Annotated in this window: 10 protein-coding genes; all 10 read right to left on the reverse strand. The window is 30.8% G+C overall.

Annotated elements, in window-relative coordinates:
- Positions 1-292: 292 nt before the first annotated feature.
- Positions 293-985: a PP2C family protein-serine/threonine phosphatase gene (locus tag OZP11_RS02395; RefSeq protein WP_281233646.1), complete on the reverse strand. Its 693-nt coding sequence runs from the start codon at positions 983-985 to the stop codon at positions 293-295.
- Complete coding sequence (mads8, locus tag OZP11_RS02400; RefSeq protein ID WP_281233647.1) at positions 985-6,411, reverse strand: methylation-associated defense system ATP-binding protein MAD8; 5,427 nt, start codon at positions 6,409-6,411, stop codon at positions 985-987. The genes OZP11_RS02395 and mads8 overlap by 1 nt, the downstream gene beginning before the upstream one ends.
- A gap of 6 nt (positions 6,412-6,417) precedes the next feature.
- Complete coding sequence (gene mads7 / locus OZP11_RS02405) at positions 6,418-7,974, reverse strand: methylation-associated defense system protein MAD7 (protein ID WP_281233648.1); 1,557 nt, start codon at positions 7,972-7,974, stop codon at positions 6,418-6,420.
- Positions 7,975-7,976: 2 nt separating this feature from the next.
- A complete protein-coding gene (mads6, locus tag OZP11_RS02410) occupies positions 7,977-12,440 on the reverse strand; it encodes a methylation-associated defense system protein kinase MAD6 (RefSeq protein ID WP_281233649.1) in 4,464 nt (1,487 codons plus the stop codon).
- Entirely contained in the window at positions 12,425-13,816 is a 1,392-nt protein-coding gene (gene mads5 / locus OZP11_RS02415; protein WP_281233650.1) for a methylation-associated defense system restriction endonuclease subunit S MAD5, read from the reverse strand. The genes mads6 and mads5 overlap by 16 nt, the downstream gene beginning before the upstream one ends.
- Before the next feature lie 6 nt (positions 13,817-13,822).
- On the reverse strand, positions 13,823-15,832 hold the full coding sequence (mads2, locus tag OZP11_RS02420; RefSeq protein ID WP_281233651.1) for a methylation-associated defense system DNA methyltransferase MAD2: 2,010 nt from the start codon (positions 15,830-15,832) through the stop codon (positions 13,823-13,825).
- Positions 15,825-16,553 carry a DUF6577 family protein gene (locus OZP11_RS02425; RefSeq protein WP_281233652.1) on the reverse strand — a complete coding sequence of 243 codons (729 nt, stop codon included), beginning with the start codon at positions 16,551-16,553 and terminating at the stop codon, positions 15,825-15,827. The genes mads2 and OZP11_RS02425 overlap by 8 nt, the downstream gene beginning before the upstream one ends.
- Before the next feature lie 359 nt (positions 16,554-16,912).
- Positions 16,913-17,908, reverse strand: a complete 996-nt coding sequence (locus OZP11_RS02430; protein WP_281233653.1) for a BAR domain-containing protein — start codon at positions 17,906-17,908, stop codon at positions 16,913-16,915.
- A gap of 310 nt (positions 17,909-18,218) precedes the next feature.
- Positions 18,219-18,647 carry a hypothetical protein gene (locus tag OZP11_RS02435; RefSeq protein ID WP_281233654.1) on the reverse strand — a complete coding sequence of 143 codons (429 nt, stop codon included), beginning with the start codon at positions 18,645-18,647 and terminating at the stop codon, positions 18,219-18,221.
- A 270-nt stretch (positions 18,648-18,917) separates the two neighbouring features.
- Entirely contained in the window at positions 18,918-19,235 is a 318-nt protein-coding gene (locus OZP11_RS02440; RefSeq protein WP_281233655.1) for a hypothetical protein, read from the reverse strand.
- Positions 19,236-19,826: the final 591 nt, after the last annotated feature.

Genomic DNA, 19,826 nt, shown 5'->3' on the forward strand with positions numbered 1-19,826 from the left:
TTTGAATTTCTAATACTTTCAAAAATATTTCAACCGATTTAATCTACGATTTTACTTTAAATTTATTTGTAACTTTTTCTTTGTAAAATAAAAAGCAAATATTCCTCAAAATTACTCTAAAAATTACCTTTTACGCTTCTCTTCCAATCTTTTTTGTCCAGTTTTCTTTAATTCGTTCAACCGCACATTTTTTTACTAATCGCCTCTTATTAATATAATAATTTGTTGTCTCTCAAGAATAAACACAAATGAAATTCATCGAAAACATTAATGTGTTAACGTAGTCTATGTATTAAATATGGATAACTGTCATCGAAAAATTATCTTTAGCATTAGTCCTACACAAAGTTTCAACTTTGTTAACACCTCCAAGCACTGAGTCAGTAGATTTAAAAACATGATTAATTTGATAAGAGTCCAATATATCGGAAACACCATCAGAATATATTACTACTAAATCTTCCTTGAGTAAATTAGAAGAGTAACATTCAATTATTCCGTCTTTTATTTTACCCGAAATTGAGCGAGTGACAATATGTTTGTAGCGATCTAAATTAGTTATTACATTACCATTTTCAATCATTTGATTAATAAGTGTATGGGAATGGCTTTCAAAAAAGATTTCTTTATTTCTAATGAAAATTATTTTAACATCTCCAACCCAAAAGAAATAAGCTAAGTTATCTACTACTATTATGCCAGCTAAAGTTGCACCAATTTTAGCGTCGAAATCTTGCGATTTTTGTTTAATTACAAGGTTTGATTTATTTACTGCTTTTTGAATTTCTTTCTCGTTAATTTCTTTCACAGTAGATAGATATGTGTAAATATTTTCTGCAACAAGTTTGGATGCGATATCCCCAAATTCGTAACCTCCCATACCATCTACGACCATATACAAATTGCAATTAGAATTTATTGATTTTGAAAATAAAAAATCCTGATTGCTTGTTCTACCACCTTTATTTGAAAATGAATATACCATTAATGCTCTCCTGTTGCTTGTTTTGTTGCACCTCCATGTTTTGTAACTCTAGGACGAGTAGAAACTTTTATAGGTTTTAGTGTAATACTTTGTTCTGAAGCTTTTGTTGACCATAAAAATCCTTCGCCAGGTTTTAAAATACTCATATCGGCAGGTGTTAAATTACTCAATTGCGTAATCGATTTTTGTATGTGTTTGAGCCACTGTGGGCTATTAAATTTATGTAGAAGAACAATACTACTCAATTCTATAATTTCATTTGGTAAGCTTGGTGGATCTTGACTGGCAATCATAATACTGACACCTTTATGTCTCATTTCTCTAATTGCAGTAACAATATTTCCAGTAAGATCTTTATTGTCCATATACTTATGAGCTTCATCAAAGACAATGAATTTATTGAAATGTTTATCATTATAAGTCTTTACACCCGAAAAGATATTAAGCATGATGACAAATAGTCCAAGTGCTTCATCTTTAACAATAAATTCATCTCTTAAGTCAACAATAATTAATCTTCCAGGTTTTAAGAAATCTCGAATATAAAAACTGTCGTCAATGTATTCTCTGGCAAAGCTCAATTTTTGTCTGGCTAAAGCTTTTTGACTATTTGAAAGTAATTCCGAGGACTCAACACTTTCACTCAAGCCTGCCATAGTAATGTTTCTTCTTTGTTCTCTCATTAATGATTTCAATTGTTTGATATAGGCGGAATCATTACCTACAGCACCCAGTAAGAACATCCAATCTTGAACATTCAGTTCCATTGAATTGAATGAGATTGGCTTAATATCAATTGAAGGATATTCAAGACGTCGATCTTCTATTTTATCTCTAGGAGTTAGTAAAATCACATCTTTGATTGAGTCAGGTTCAGCCCCATATTGATCTTTCAACTTCTGTAATTCTGTTTTATTATTATTAGAATATATCATTGAAGTAAATTCAGGTTCGTAATCCATACTTTCACTGTAATGAAAAATAACTCCTGCAAGTGGTGATGGCAAAGTATTAATATTTGAAAATTGTTTCAAAACCATTTCAGTTATAGTTCCAATGGTATAACTTTTTCCGCCTCCCTGAACACCAAACAAACTGATTGTATTGGTCTCGCTCAAATCGATAGCAATTTTTTTATTTTGAATACTCTTTCCTAAAATACCAAATTGTGGACTTTCTGAACTTTTCCCAACAATAATATCATAATCAGGCTTTATATAAATAGTATTATTTACAACCTCATCCATTTCTTTATTTACAATTCCATTTGGGCTATCTGGTTTTGGAACAAAAGGAATATTATCATCATCATCTAAATCGTCGTTATTATCATTTTCATCAAATTCAATGGAAGAAGTTGATTCTAAAATAATATCCTTATTCTCAGTAGGAATTTCTACTATTGGAGTTTGATCTTGTTGCTGCTTAATTTTCGATTTAAATCTTTGCAAGAAGGGTTTTAAAGCTTCATTTGTTCCTAAAGCAATTCCTAGCTCCTTGTCAAACTCTTTCTCTTCTAATCGAGTAGTATTTAAATCCGAATCCGGATCTAAAATATCTTCAATTAGTTTTGCACCAAAAGTAAAGAATGTAAGATTGTCATCAACAACTTCTTTTTCATGTCTTTTTGCAAATGAAAAGTCAAAAATAAATCCTAACTGATTAAACTTTAAATCAAAACCTTTATCTAATGTCTGAAGGAAAGAACAATAAGTATTATATGCATTTTCAGAAAGATAATTATAACGATAAGCTCTTTCAATATAAAAACTTAGCAATGCTTTAAACTCCTTATTTTTTATTTCTCGATCCAGTCTGTCTACTGATGTATAATTGTTTGGGTCAAAATGATGTCTTAAGGCCAGAATAGTATTTTCTATCTGTTCTCTCATTTTCAATTTTAAATCTTCCTTCTCTGCAACTCCGATAGATTTTCGACATTTTATTTCAATAATCGAAATAGAAATTTCGCGTTTGTCTTTATCAATTGAAAATAGCAGATTATCAGCTCTGCTTTTTGAATTAGAAGAAAGATTTTCAAAAATATTTTGATGTAAATCAATTGGGACTAAAACCGCTTCTTCGAGAAAACCTTTTTTCTCTAATACTCTTTTAGTAAATGCAGAGCCAATTACTTCAAATGCCTTATTCTTAGTAGAGTTTAATTGTAATACTAGCGAACCACTAACAGCCCGTAGATCTTCAAGAATTACTTTGATTTTCTTTTCATCTTCAGGGTTGTGTATATTCAAATTAAATTCCTCAAAATGCGGTCCCAATAAACCCAGTACTTCTGATGATGGTTTAGTAGTTAAGAAAGAAGATATACCTGATATTTCCTCTCCAGGAACATAATCTAAAAGAAATGGTATATTTCCATCTTTTGAAGGTTGATCAAAAAATTGCGGACCCAAATTTTTATCAAAAGTAACAACCCAATCAGAAAACTCATGCAATTGTGAAAGTAATACTTTATCTCTATTGGAAAGTCTTAATTCAATAGATGGAATTGCCTCAGTTGAATTTATGGCTAAAGAACCAGCAACAAAAAATTGCAGCGATGCAAATAAAGAACTACACAAAAGATTTTGACTAAAATTGCCAACTACATCAACATCAATATACCTGTTCCATTTGATGTTATCATCAACTTCTTCAACTTCTATAGAATGCTCCAATAATAAACCATTCAAATAAAACGATTTTATATCACGATGAGGTTTGAACAGAGTTACATTAACTGCAAATGGATTAACCAAGAAACTTAAGTGAGCACCATATTTTGATGGACCCTGTAAGTATTCATTAATATTATTAATAGAGAATCTTAATTTTGGAAACAATCTGTTTTTAGAAGGTTGAGAAAATAATTCGGCTTCTTCAGAAATATTAGTTTCTGGATTTAATAAATTCTTTAATGCTTTACCATGTTCAATGATAGAATCTCCTCCAATGAAAATACGAACTTCAAATTTGATTTCCATATAATCTGGATTTTTGCCTATTTCAACAAAAGAATCTGAAAATATACTGGCATCACCAACGTTGAATAAATTCACTACCAACTTATCAGTATATGGATGCTGAAGCAGGAAATTTTTCACATGCCTAACCACCAATTTTTTACTGATGTCTGTTTCAACATAATTGTCTGTTGAAATATTAAATAGCGTTCTAAAATAGTGTTTTAGTTGCTGAGTAACAGGTACTAAAGATTCATTGTTACTAACGTTAAAATTATCAAAATAGATAGCCCATCCAAAAGAAAGCTCTCCGGCATAATCATAATTCTTGAAAGTACCAGGTTCCACATAAACCAATGGATTTATTTCTGGAGACAAACTACCTAAGAATAGTTCTTCAAGTTGTCCCCATTCCTCTAAATGGACATTATAATCTATAGTTTTTTGATACCAGTTGTCAAACAGTTCAGTTAATTGTAAAACCCACGATAATCGCAAAGGATGCAAAGGCGACATTAGTAAAGAGGAAACGGAGCTTCCGTCAGGAAGCTTGGTTTTAACTTTTACTAAATCTAAAATTTGAATTTCACTTAAAAAATGTTTTACAGTTTCTTTTTCATCTTCATTCAACTCTTCGTTAAAAAGATTACTTTTTAATTGTAATAACCACTCATTATAAACCTTTAAATAGCTTTTAATCGTTGCTTTAAAAAGATATACATTACTGGTTTCAATAATACCATTAGCAGTTTCATTTGAATTTTTAATAGCTTCAAAAAGCTGATGTCTTAGCTGAATAAGTTCTTTTGGAGCAATATCAGTTAATTCACTTTTTTCAAAACTTATACCTTGTAGTCCAACAAAAGAAATATTATTACTTAAAGAGCAATTAATATGACCTAACTGATTGCTATGTTTCAAAAACTCACTTTCTAGTAAGCGTAACTTAGTAGATAAATTGATTTGATAATTATGTTTTGCCGAATAATTAATATGGAAGGTAGATATATGTTTAGGCTTTTCATCATTTAACCAAACGTTCGACAAATCACTTGGAAGAGGTGATTCAATAAGATCACCATTCTTTAAACGCTCAATATTATACTTGAAAAAAGCTTGTAAGACATTGTTTAATTTATCCTTACGTTGGGTTTCCTCTTTTTCCGGATTTTCGTCAAAGAAATAATCGAAATCATCAGAGTCACAAGACAACTTGAATCTGTAATTCTTTTTAGTGTCAAGGTTTTTCTCTTCTAGTTCCCATGCTTTCTGAATCGGGGCATCCTTAAAATCATCATTAGAATTTAAAATATTACCGTGTTCATCCTCTGCCAAAACTTTCAAAAAATAAGAACCTTCATCAAACATATTAGGATTTAATTCAATTTTAGCTTCTCTATAAGGCGTGTTAGCATTACTGTTTTTTATTTTTCGTAAAGTAGTAACTTCCTCCCCGGAACCCCCATCAACAGACATTAAAACAATTTTAAAAAATTTTAAATTTTCAATATTTTTTGGTAATGGACTAGTTGTATATCTTATGGTAATATTGGATTTAACATTCTCTTTAGCTTTAAGCACTTTTCGTCCTTCTTCAATTGAAAAATCCGTTGATCTGATTTCATTAATAAACAAATTAACTTTGTCAAATTTTAAATTTGGAATTGACCATTTATCAAAACTTAAATTTGAATATGATGAAGATATTAATTCACAAATACGCTCTTTTGATTTTACCTCTTTTTCACTTCTGAAAAAATCAATAAAATCCTTTTGAAGAGTATCTTGTTCAATAGGTAATTCATTAATTCTATCATATAAGGGTCTATTGAACGAACTCAATAAATTAATACTATTTTGGTTAAAATTTAATCTTGAAAATATTAATTCTTCATTCTCTAATAAATCTTCATCAGGCAATAAATCTAACTGATAAAGATTCTTGCCCATACTCTTGGAATTATATTGACTATCTTCAAGGGCAATCAAATAATCAATAACCTTGGACGTTTCTAATTTGTTAACAGACAAATAACTAAATACAGACTGGAATGTGCGTTTTTTATCCAAAGGTATTTTTGCAATCAGTTCTTCTTTCAACTTAATTTCAATACCCTCTAAAGATATCTCTTTAAAAGTAGCATTACCATAGGAGTCTTCAGCAGCAGTTCTACTATTAGAAGGTATAAGAACCAACAAAGGTTTTTCCTGTTGGTTTCTAAATTCAATTAATTTAGTGGCAGAAATATAATGCTTGCCTGTATTTTCTTCAGAAACAATAAAAGTATTGATGCTAGGATATTTTTCGGATAGTTCATCCCATAGATATAAAAGTTCATTATTGCCAAAACCAGTTATTTTCATACAGTGGCCGGCTTTGGCAGAAATAAACTCATTATGATATAATGATATCACAAGATCTATTATATGTTGATAATAAGAATTAATCTTTGTAAGCTCCATGGAATATTATTTTAGTTCGTAACGAGGTCTTATTTTTTGTAAAATATAGGCATCACTCAAATCATTATAAAAACCTATTTGTCGTAATTTTTGTTTGAATGCCTCTACATTTTCTTTAAATGCCAAATGGGTATTCAAATCCGAATCTTTGAATCTGGTTTCAGACAATCCATTTATGATCAAACCATATCGTTCTTTTATTTTTTCTGTCAATTCTTCTATGGATAAACTCTTTGTGATAAATCCGTCACCTTCTCTGTGTAAAACTTGAATTTGTACTAAAGCTTCCAATAATCTTGTTCCCAAAACAAATCGTCTTGGGTGCTTTTTACTTCTCCCTTGAGCAATAAATCCTCTCTCATTATTTTTTTGAGACAAATTATCAATAAACTGAACATGGTATTTATATTGATAAGGACCTCGTGTTTTTACAAGTAATTCAATGTATTTGTCAAAATAATTGGTCTCATATTTCACCATAGAATTCAATAATTCTTTATCCTCATCATCTAACGTACTTTGAATGTTATTCCAAAGCACTTGAAAATAAAGGTCAAAATCATTTGGTGGATTTTTTAAAACCTCTAAAGCCCTGTCCAAATGTTTAGAATTATTTTTCTCCAAATTTTCCTTTTTTAGTACAGCATTAATCTGAAAAGTAGCTTTGATGTAATCATATATAGAGTTATACATTTTATCGGTATCCTCAATAGCAACTTTAGAAATTTTACTTTCAAAATCATCGGTACTATCTAGTACAATGCTCCAGTCGTCTTTTATGTCAAATTTACCTTCAGTTAAAATTTTAGGTAATAAATAAATCAACTTTTGAATGTACAAAGACAAATGAAAGGAAGTAATTGTCTTCAAATAATCAATCAATACATTTCTTGGAATTTCTCTTTTATAAACTAAAAGGCGTCTAACATCATCACAATACAATTCTGCTTGTTCACTCAGAATCGGTTTTATCTGATTTAACGTTGAAGAGCTTTCAATAAAACCGGGTCTGACCTTTTTTATCAAATGTAAAATACCAAGACTATCAACATCTAAGGTTCTTGTATTACTTATGGTATCCGTAGTTTTGTCCCAACCTTCCATTAGAAACTGTTTCAAATCATCTTTAACTTGAGGATTTTGTCCCAACATCAAATAAACCTGATCCGCAGTAAAATAATCACGGGTGTTTTGCGCATTTCTGACACGGTAACTTTCCAAATGTATTGGTCTTAAAGAGGATATTTTTTCTTTATCCAAATTACCTCTGTTTACCATGTTCACTAGATTGGTGCGCATCCATATTTCTATTGCATCAGAATTTTCAGTGAACCCAGAAATCGAACCTTCTTCTTCAAGAACCGAGAAAGCTTTTTTCAATTTATCAATATCTATAAAAGCATTTTCACTAGCTCTGTTTCTCTGTTTAGGTCTAATTCCGTCATGGCGTAACAACATAAACAAATTAACCATTGTATAGTCAATGTTGATCGCTTTAGCATCAGCAGTAAATAGAAGCTCATTTCTAAAAACACTTTCATCTTTATTTAATTTGATAGCCATAGTTAAAAGGTTACTGGTTCTACATTAATATGATTGGAACTGTCTTTCTTAATTGTGTAGAAAGTAATATCGTCTCGGGTTACAACGATTTCATTGTAACTCAAGTTCTCAAGTAAATTCTTAAATACAATTAATTCAATGAATTTACCTTTTAGATCATTCAGAGACGGGCTAAAACCTTGCTGAATGAAATATAACATTTCGTATAAATCAAGAGAAATAGTCAATCGAATGTGTTTTTCTTCCTTATGTCTAAAAATAAGACTGTCCGGTTCATATTCTAAATACTTAACTAAGTGTTCTGTTTTATTAACAAACAATTCAAAATCACTTAATTTAAACAATTTAAAAGATTGCCCTATTGGGTCTCTAACATCAGAAGAAGATAAAACCAAACTATCTTTATCAAGGTTTTCGTTATTACAGCCTTCATTTAAAGAAACTGCTCTCGAAATACTTTGCTTAATGGATTCTTGATTATTCGAACTCTTAAGAATATTCACAAAAGTAAATACAGAATGATATGGCAGTCTTAGCAAATAAGATGGCATTTTAAGAAGATTAGATGTAGTTTCATCTCTAAAGTTAGTCTCTATTAATTCTGCTTTGCCTTCAAAGTATTGATGCCTAACAAAACTCTTATGTTGACCTTTAATTTTTTGAATAACCTCCGAGGTTTGTTCATGAGCAGGAATATATAGCTTTTTAGCATTAAACATCTCTAATAAAGAGTTTTCTCTTTCTGCAAATTCAAGATAATTTTTAGGCAAATGCTTACTGAAAAACAAATCCCTGTCCAAATGTGGTATTGCGACTTCACCAATATCGGTTTCTCTTAATAATTTAATAAGTCGATCTTGATTAGCACTATCCTGTACTGAAGGATTGGTAATATTAAAATAATAATATTGCCAATATTTTTCCGGCTCATTATCTTTTAATTGTGCTAACGATTTTAAATCCTCACAAGAATAATCACGCGTTAAAGTATAAGCTATTAAAGACCTCATATCCCTCATTGTCACATGAAGTTCTCTCTTTAAGCTAACTGTTTTAATCAACCATTCCATTCTTGAAATAATGGTATCTCCGGCCGCGCTATCATTAAAACTGTCTACATTATATTTTATGAAACATTCTTTATTCAAAGAACAACCATTACATTGTTTCCAAAGCTCTTTTTTAGTAAGTGCTTTAACCTGATTACGGAATAAACTTCCGTTTTCATCATTTTGAGCAACTACAGAACGTAAATTTAGATTTACAATCATTAATCCCTCTGGTAACTTGGTGTGACCTTCTTCGTAAAAATAATTTTCAATTATAGTAGCTAGTTTAGAATGTTTAACTGAAGTCGTTAAAAACTCAACCAATCTTCCCTCATTAATTGCAATAATCCTACCTTCTTTTGACTGATTATAATTTGTTAATCCTTCAAAAGGAGAGAAGAAGGTATCTAAAACATCATTATTAATATTGCTTTCTTCATCCTGTGAGCCGTCATAGTTACTTTCAAAGGCAATACCATTAATTTTAAATCTAGCTCCATTCCTATGAGTATGCTGAAGGACTTCTTTTACATTCGAATCATTCTCAATTTTTTTAATAAAAGCAGTCTTGCCATCACCGGCATTACCGGTTATGATTAACAATTTATATTGACCGTCAACGATAGCTGGAATTAAACTTTTGTCCAACTTTGTAGGTGTATAGGTAAGCTCATCAAATTCACTAGAATTAAAGTTGACCCTAGTTCCTGCATTTCCGTAACGAGATTGGCTGTACAATGAATTCAAATAATCAACAATATTTGCACCTTCAACACTTATTTTAAAAGCTTTAATTTTATCTTTATTGTTGTCAAAAAGAAGTTTAATACTATCATATACTCGGTCAATATTACCAGCGGTAAATGATTTAGCACCGCCTTTCCAAAAAATGTCACTGATAATAGTTTCGTCATCAACTTTCAATAATATTTTAATAGGATTTTCTAAATCAATAGTACTCTTATAATTTTCGAGTTTTCCTTTAAAACGCAAAAGCGCATTTTCAACAGCCTCATGTAAATCTACATACATATTCATTTTATCATACAACTTCAAATTGAATGAGCTACCTTGGTAGATAATTAATTGGGTATGATATAATTTATTGCGGGCACTAATACCATCTTCATCACTTGGAGTAGCATCAAGTAATCTGTCTTCTAACAAAATTACTGCATCGTACATTTCTTGAGCAGAACCAAATCGTTCTTCTCGTTTCGTACCAATAGCTTTAATTAAAAAGGCGGCAAACTCATTAGAAATTCTTGGCTCAATATCTTTTGGATGATTAGGTATTTTACTAGCAAATGGCATTTTGCTTGGATGCCAAGGATATTTTTTACAAATCAGTTCATATAATGTAACCCCCAAAGCAAAAGTATCAGCTGATAAATCCCAATTAACCCTGTAGTTGTCCGAAATTAAATCTGGGGCTAAATAAGGATTAGTACCAACAAAATCTTTGTTTTCGGTGCTCGAAGAGGCGACATTAAAATCTATAAGTACAAATCGCGAAGCATTATCCCAAATAATATTGTGAGGTTTAATATCTCGGTGCATTAATGGCTTCTCTTTAGATTGCATGACCACCAAAGCTGACAATATATCTTTCCCTACCTCATATACGCTATGTATTGGTAATCGGGCATCGGTTCGGGTGTAATTACTTAGATTTTCTCCTTCAAGATATTCCATTACAGTAAAAAATTGTCCGCTTGCAGATTCATCATTCCAAACAAACTTTACAATGTTATTATGATTCAAATCTTTTAAAGCTTCATACTCGTCTTTTACAGAAGAAAAAGTAACACTTTCATTAAATAATTTTAAAGTGTAATAAGCATCCTGAATTCGATGCCTTACTTTAAAAACTTTTGAATAGCCTCCTTTTCCTAAGGTTTCATATATAGTATAAGTACCAATAGTATCTCCTTCCTTTAGCTCCGCATAGTCATGCGTTGTCGGTACCACAATAGCCGGTATGGGTTTCGGATGTTCTGTTGAATTACTCTCAAGTGCTTGAAGAATAAATTCCTCTAAAGCATCTACGCTTTCAATACGGGTAGTATCGTCTGTTTGGATAGTCTTATAACAAACCTCATCCAGCCATTTTGGTAAATTAGAATTGAGTTTAGTAGGCAATTTATCTTCTGTTAATTTACCTCCCAGTTTATCTAATTCATAAGGAGTTTTAAACGGTTCGATATCCGTAAATAACCAGTAAATCAATACACCTAAAGAATAAATATCAGAAGCTTGATTGGCATCACCAACAGTCAATTCTAGCGGATGGTACGCTGTGGCATTATTAGCATTGATGGTTGGCATCACGGTATAACCTTCGTCACTATGGTCTATAAAATAGGACTTGCCAAAATTTCCTAAATAGGCATAACCACTACTTAGGTAAATATTATCTGGATTAATATCTCTGTGAAATATATTTTCTTTATGGGCTTCTTTCAAAGCTACCATCACATTTCGAATAATATTAATTTTCTCAGGAAAAGTAAATGTTTTATGTCTGGCTTCTGAACGAAGAGAATTCTCTTCGAGAAAGTCAGTAATTTCATAAAACATATGATTAACCTCGTCAATTCTAAATTCCACATTTAAGATAAAGGGTTTTGCTTTGATTTTACTCAAAGCATTATATTGATTCTTAATGCGTTCTTCTCGTTTCTGTAGTTCTTCTTTTGATAATCCGCTAGCCTGAAGTGCATATTCTTTAATCCTTCTTCTAACTGAAGAAGTAATACCTTTTTGCTTCACTAAATATTCTACGAAATTAGGTTCCTGTTGTAATACTTCAACAATTTCATAACCTTCAACCTCTCGTTTTTCATTGGGAGATTTTTTACTTTGATTGCCAATCAAATAATCAACTATTGATTTTTGAATTGAAAGTATATTATCTTTTAATTGTCCACTACTATAAGGATCAGTAATAAATTCAACCAACCTATTATTTAATTCAAAAGTCAATTTTTGAGCTTCACGAGAAATAATTGGTTGATACGAATTCTGGTAAGAAAGAGAAACCATATTTTGTATCCAGGCTTTGCCCCAATTAGAGTCTTCCTCTTTTAACTTAGAAGCTAGAATAGCTGTTTTTTGACGTCCTGTTTTCAAAGGATTTTGCATCTGGCGGTCATTCAAATACCAGTAATTATCATCACCTTCAATGCGACCTTTCCAGTCTTTATTTTCAATGTTAAAGACAGCATGGGGAGTTACAACAACAAGGTCATATTCCCAATATTGAGTTCTGTTGTTTCGCGGATTGGTAGAAGCAATTTCTACGTTAGGAATTAAAAAATAATTTTCAGGAAGATTAACTTCCAGAAAATCCAATAATCGCTTTTCTCCGGCATTAACTACGTTCTCAAAATAGGGTGGTTTTAAGATTTTTGCCATGATTCTATTTCTTTTTCTATGAGGTTAATAGCAGTTTCTTCTTCTTTAAAAGCTACGTACATTAAATCCTTATATTTCTTTACCGATTCCGTTACTTTTTCATAGACATCTTTTGATGGTACATAAATAGGCAATAAATCTATATGAAATGGTTCTACTCTTTCTATTACAGATCCATATTTAAGAGATTGAATGTATTCATACATAAATTCTGTTTTTAAATATGCAAAAAGATATTCAATTGAAATTTCTGAATTGCCTTTTTCTATACGAATAATATCTTGTGAACCTACTGCCTTTTTCTCTTCATATTCTTTACTAATCAATTTAATATCTCCTACCGTACCTGCACATGTAAATAAAATCTGTCCCTCTTTTAGTGTAAGTTCATTAAGGAATGGTGTTTTCGTCTTTGACAAGTATTCACACGAATTGAATGGATTCATTTTGTTTAATTCCGACCCTTTTATATATGGCAACCCATGCTGCTTTAGTACCTTAATTCTTTTAAAAATACCTGGTCTAAAAACTTTAAACTTTAAATTAGATATAGTTTTAAATGCAACTCCTTTGTCAATTAATTCCCCGTAGGTTTTAACACCTGCATTTACATATACGGGAGAATCTAATCTCTTTTGATAGTTATTAGTAATACTTACAATTGAAGAAGTTCCAAATAAAACCTTTTGGTATTTATTATCTAATTTTAAACTTTCAGAAACAAAAAAAATGGAATTATTTAGTATTTTGTTAGCTTCTGCTCTTTTTCGGGAGGCAGATTGAATTAGGTCATTAATTTCCAATTGTAAATGCTGAGGAAAAATAGGAATTGGTAAATTCATTATATGATGAGGTTCGATATGCTGTACAACCCCTCCATATCCAGATTGCGTCAACAATCCGTATCCATATTTAGAAGATAAGTATGCATATAAGAAACCTTTTTTTATTGTATTTTCTTTTGGTATCACTCTAATTAGATCGTGAGTTCCAACTCTTCCTTCAAAATCGTCATTTGTATATACAGTATTACCTATAGTACCTGAACAAGTAATCAAGATCCAATCTTTTTGAATTTTTAACGTCTGTGCTTTATTAGTGAGTTTTTTGGAAATGTACTTCCTACTGTTAATGTCTGATTTTATCATGTCTGAACCAGTTAAATACGGCCATCCGTGATCTTCGTCTTTAACATATGCTCTTTTGAATATATTGCCTGAAAAAATTCTTTCACTTTCTTTAGATAATATAGTCAATTCATAAGGGCATTTCTTCAGTTTAATTTTAGTTACTGGACCATCACTTAAATGAAAAGATGCATCAAGTCTCAAATCGCTTTCTGAAAACCAACTATTTTTAATGTTTAATATTTTCATCTGATTTTAAGAGTTAACAAATTGAAGATAAGCTTTAGATATTTTTGGTAAATCATCATCTAATTTCTTAATTTTTTCTTTCCTGCTTTTTACATGATTTGTGCCGTCTTTTCTTGTCAAGAAGTACTCGGTTATATTTTCAAAAAGCAATTCTGCACCGTCTTCGTCTCTAAGATAAATTGGATTCCCTCTACGGTCTTTACCTAGTTTTTCAGCAATAGCCATAAATACTTCATAATCTTCCAAACTATCTTGAGCTAATTGTTTTTCTAATTCAGTTTTCTTTTCTAAGAAAAGCAAAGAAGCTTGTACACCAACTTGAGGTAAAAAAGCTTCTACTGCCAAATCAACAGAAGCTAAAATTTTAAACTTTTCTAATATCCAACCTCTTACCTTTAACATATTAGGATTTCCTAAAATACCATCAGGCAATACAATAGCCATTCGTCCACCAGGTTTTAAAAAAGTATAACAAGCTTCAATAAATAGTACTTCTGGTGCATCACTGTATTTAGAAAGTTCATAGCGTTCAGCTACTTCTTTTTCTACTTTTACTTTAGCCCCAAAGGGCGGGTTAGTAAAAATCACATCAAAAGTGCCACGGGCATCATTAAAATATCGGTCTTCAACATCTCCCATAACGGTGAGACTTCGGTTTATAGCAGTTTCAATTTTCGTAATCTCTTCAGGATGATCCCATTTCGGGTAAGCAAGTGAATTAACATGAAAAACATTAGCATGACCGTCACCAGCCATGACCATATTCATCCTTGCTGCTTTTTTTAAATCAGGATCGAAATCAAAACCAAAAATGCTATTTTCTGCATATTCTTTTACACGTTCATTAACCTCAAAAGAGTTATATTTAGCTGTCAAAAGAGGTCCATTTAAATCAGGATATAATTCTTGGGCGATTTGTTTTCGCACATGGTCAAGTACCATAACAATAAATCCACCTGAACCACACGCTGGATCTAGAACACGATGTTTTTCAGTTGGATCAAGCATTTCAACCATCGCCTTTACAATGTTTCTAGGGGTGAAAAATTGTCCCGCCTCTTGTTTTAAGGTGTTACTTACAATAGTTTCATATGCCATTCCTTTCACGTCAATAGAGGCATTCAAGAAAGAATATTTTGCAAGTTCACCAGCTATAAACGCCACTCCTTTATCTGTCAATTCGATTCCCTCATTTCCCGTAAAAACTTCCGAAAACATGGAGTTATCTTTTAACTTTTGAAAGATAGCTTTAATTCTATCAGCAACAGCTTTTCTTCCAGCTTCTGTATTTTGTTCTTTAACACCAACCCAAAACTCTCTTCTATAACTAATATCAATCTCAATAAATCTTCGCTTTTCATCATAAAGTTTACAGAAAATGAGGTTTAGCAATTGCCAAAAAGCATCTTTTTTTCGTCCTTCATTTCCGTAAATATAATCATGAGCTCTTTTAAAAACCTTTATCAATGAGTCATTTGCAGGTATTCTACTATAAGATCGATCAGCTCTATCAATATCTGCTAATGTTTCTCCTTCACCAGGAAAATCAGACAAGTCAGTAAATATAAAATCGTAACTTATTGCATCATCTTCTTTTTGTAAAAAATGATAACTAGAACCATTTGCCCACAATCCGAAGTGACAGCTTTCCACAGACGCCATTGCATTTTCAAGGGTTACAGTTAACCCCTTTTTGCTGTCAGTTTCTTTTATTTTATCATCTTGAACCACACAAATTCTGATTATGTTACTTTGTATATGGATTTTACCCTTTTCAAAAACAACTAATTCAACTTTCTGTTTTTTAGCTTTTCCTGTATCTGGGTCAACAAACTCAATTTTGAAGTCACGTTCCATATCATCCAAATCAAAACCATACTCCTCATTAAGCATGCGAACAACCGACTGAAGATTAACTTCTGCGCTAGTGGCTTTCTTTGCTTCAAAAGTCAGCAAGCAAAGAACCTGATTATCGTCTAAAATTATTTCATCTTGGGTATTAGTCTCATTAGTCATTATTTATATTTTGTATAAGTTGTTCAATTTCTTTTCGTTGGTCTCTTCTCGCAGCATACCTGAGAAGCTTATTTTTATTTACATTGTATTTTTTAAAAGCATTTTTAAAAATTTCCTCAATGGAGTAATCTAAATATTTTAGATAATTTTCAGAAAGTAGCCAGGCATTGACCAAAACACCTTCAATGGTAGGCAATATATAATCTCCATTATTTTGTATTGGAGTTTCAGAAATTAAAGGATACAATAATATCACATCACTTTGTGGAAGAATATAGCGTTGGATAATTTCATGATTAGGCTCTAAAAAGGTTGGCTTGCTAAATAACTGCATTTGATTAAATAAGTCATTAAGTCCTTCTTTTTGCACTAACAAAAAAACTGTTCTTTTATCATTCTCCTTGTTAATAATTAAATCAAGCATTTCTGTATCCCAAACAACTAATTCCGATGAAACAAGTGATTTAGTTTTATTATAAATCCGCTTTGTTTTCAAACTTGCTTCTGCAGTAAATTCTGGTTTAAAATCAAAAGTGTACAAACCTCGACCTGATTGATAGATAAGATTGTCATTTTTTAGCTGATTAATTTTCCATGAAATTGTATTAGTAGACAAATCTGGGAATAGGTTCAAAAGAAACAGACCTAATTCTTTAGATGTAATTGCTTTTTGTTTAGAAAAATTTTCTTTAATTGCAAAAGCTAGCTCTGTATTTTTCATATTATTTTTTAGCAAGATCAAAGATAACTAAATACTATCTATTCCACAAAACTTTGGCAATTTTTTTTTAAAAATGCCAATATATTGAACATTAATCTAAAAGTTTAAAAATGACAAACTCAATTATTTTCAGTTTTTCACAATTGAGAATATAACCTTGAAGATTTTCTTTTATTGATTTGTCATTCGAAGTTTATTTATTCTCATCGTTTTTAATTCTAAATCGTACTCGTTGTAAAACCTTATCAGTTGCCAATAAAAGCGAACGGTACAAGCTGATTATACAAATTCATTTGTCAAATCAATATCCAGAGAATCAAAGTTCAGTAATTTCCCGAAGTATTTATTATGCAAATCATCTATTTTTTGACTGTCTCATTCCATTTATACTCTGCCAAGACATAGTCTTTTGGAATACAGCTTCTGATTTTTTTATAGTATTCTATAATTTCTTTTCTTTCTTTTTTGAGAGTTTCTAAAAAAGTTTGTGATTTCGCCGTTCCTAAACATTTTTCTTCAAGTTCTGAACCTAAACTTAAAGTTTGGTTCATAATTTTGAAATGATTGATAAAAATACCTTTATTTGTAATTAGGGGACTTTCTCTAAAATATTGAGTAATAATCATAATTACGTTTAAGATTCTTAAAATCGGATGCGGATGTGTTCCTTCCTCATAATACATTTCATCTTTAAATGAATCGAATGTTAAAAAATAGAGCAAAACACCTGAACAAAAAATCTCTATAATTGATTCTATTTTTTCAGCGTTCAATTCTTCTCCAGAAATTTTAAATACATATTGATGAACATGGGCCGCAATAGCAATTGCGCTAAAACTGTCTGCATCGATCTCCAGTTTATGCCTAGTAAAATCAAATACTTCTGGTTGTGTTGGTCTCTCTGCAAGATAAGTACTTAAATCCTTTGATTGCTGTATTAAATGCCCCAATTCATGGTAGAAAGTAAAGTGTTGAGCCGCTTGATAAACTAAATCATTTCCCGGATTATCCAAAAACTTATGAAACTCAGGATATTTATTTTTAAAAACATCATCAATTTCTTTTTTATCTAGCAAATTTTGTATTAGAGATATCAGTAGGCCTGCATTAAATAAAATTATTCCATAACCCTTTGAAATGCCGGCTTTTGCATTTGGTACGCGGTCATTATAATAAAAGATATAACTCGACTCAACACCGTATTTGATTGCACCTGATAAAGTATCACGATAAAAATCAAATGTGTTTCTAAATTCATCTACATATGGAGATAAATTTATATCAAATATTTGATTATCGATAAAATCTGTATTGGCAATTATTTCTTCGACTTCATTCTTATATTCGTGTGCCATTTTTTTTCGACATTTATGTGCTGTTATATTTTACCTCTTTAAAGCTTAATTAAATCGGATTCAATCAGTTGTAACTTTGCTTCTATCAAAATATCATTAATTATTTGCAAACATTCAGTTCTTAAAAGATTGAATTTATTACAAAATTTGTATAAAGTATTTCGAAGCAAGTTGGATAATGCTTAATCATTAAAATAGAGAACAACTTTCTATTACGACAGATGTAAAATTTGCTTAGTAACTACTGTGCCTTCAGCCTTTTTTATTTAAATTTTCAATTTCGCTTCCACATCACTTAGGAGACCAATAATTATTCAGAGTAATATCCATGCTTTTTTAGATGGGAAAAAACATCCTTGGTAAAGCCTTCAATATTTGGATTTAAAATTAAATTATCCATTATAACTTCTGCAGGCTTATTTTCTTGGAATTGAATTTCGTGATTAAGAAATGCGTTTTCGACAAATCTTTTAAGGTCCGTAATATCTTTAGTTTTATTTTCAATTACAAAATCAGAAAAATATTCCGACAGATAACCAACAGCTTCTTTTTTAGAATTTTTTTCTAAAAAATGTGACGCGATCCTAAAGCCAAATCTGCATGCATCTTTCATCCCATCAGAAGCCTTGAATAATTCTAAAACTATTTCAGGATTAGATTCCAGTAAAGGTTTTGTTTTTAGAATCTCGATGTTGAAATCTAAACGTATTAATTTAAAATCAGCATTATATATTTTCATATGATTTGATTTTAACTAAGCTAAACCTACGTATAACTTATTTGTAATAGCCATAAATATCTTTAATAAACTGTAATTTGGTTGGCTTAAGCAATTGTTTAAATTTTAAGATCAAACATACAAAACCAATCTTGTTTTCTTTTACGGTTTTCCATAATCTGTATCATTAACCGTTGCAAAATAATTCCTTTTATAATGAAATGGTTACCGTATAAATACCTGTTTTTATTTTTCATTGAGAATAAAAAAAAGATGCCGAAGCATCTTTTTTTATTTTTCTAGTCCGTAACCCTTTTTCACTAGATTACCTTTATTTTTTTTACTAAATTTTAAATTATTATCTTCCTCTTCAACTAATTTAAAAAAATCGGACAAAGAAATTTCCAAATAATCACAGATTGCAAATAACTTACTACAAGTAACATTGTGGTCACTTGATGCATACCTTTCCAAGCCCAAATTCTTTCCTATCTCAGCATAATAGTCGTTATTTTCAGCTAAAATGGCTTTACCGCGATCAGTATAAAGTTTTGTAATTACAGTAGTAATTGCTTTTGTTAGCTCTTCAATTTTTATCTGCTTTCTCATACTAACAAATTGAGTAATAAAAAAATACGACCACAATTACACATGTGTAAATGAAATTTTATATATTTGTATTATTAATTACATGAATTTTTAATGTAATTTTGCGATTCTTCATTTAAAATATTTGAGGCATTGCTTTGAATCTCGGACAGAAAACTGGTAATTTTTTAACACACGAGAGGATAAGTTTGATGCTCACGACCTAGGCGTGGGCTCACTTATTGTTGTGTGGGTATACCAGTACCTCTGTTCGATAAGCTGAGTTCCATGCCTTTTTTTTATGGCTATAATTCTGAAATTACTCTGCTTTAACTCATAGCTACGTTTTATATTTTAAGTCTCGCAATAACCAACAAATTTTGAATTAGTTAGTTGAGAAACACACTGCCCAAACCTGGCTGCAACATGGCAAAGCGGTGTGGCTTCTCAATCATTAACCTTTAAACTTAAATGCCTATGAAATAAACTACTTGAAGCTAAAATTGAAAGTTCAACATTCAAACTTTAAGATAAAATAAAAAAAGGCCCTCTAACTCTTCTTGGCGGTTGACTAGAGGACCACAGCTAATAAAACCAAAGTTTCATTTAACC

This window comes from Flavobacterium gelatinilyticum, from assembly GCF_027111295.1.
Lineage (GTDB): Bacteria > Bacteroidota > Bacteroidia > Flavobacteriales > Flavobacteriaceae > Flavobacterium > Flavobacterium gelatinilyticum.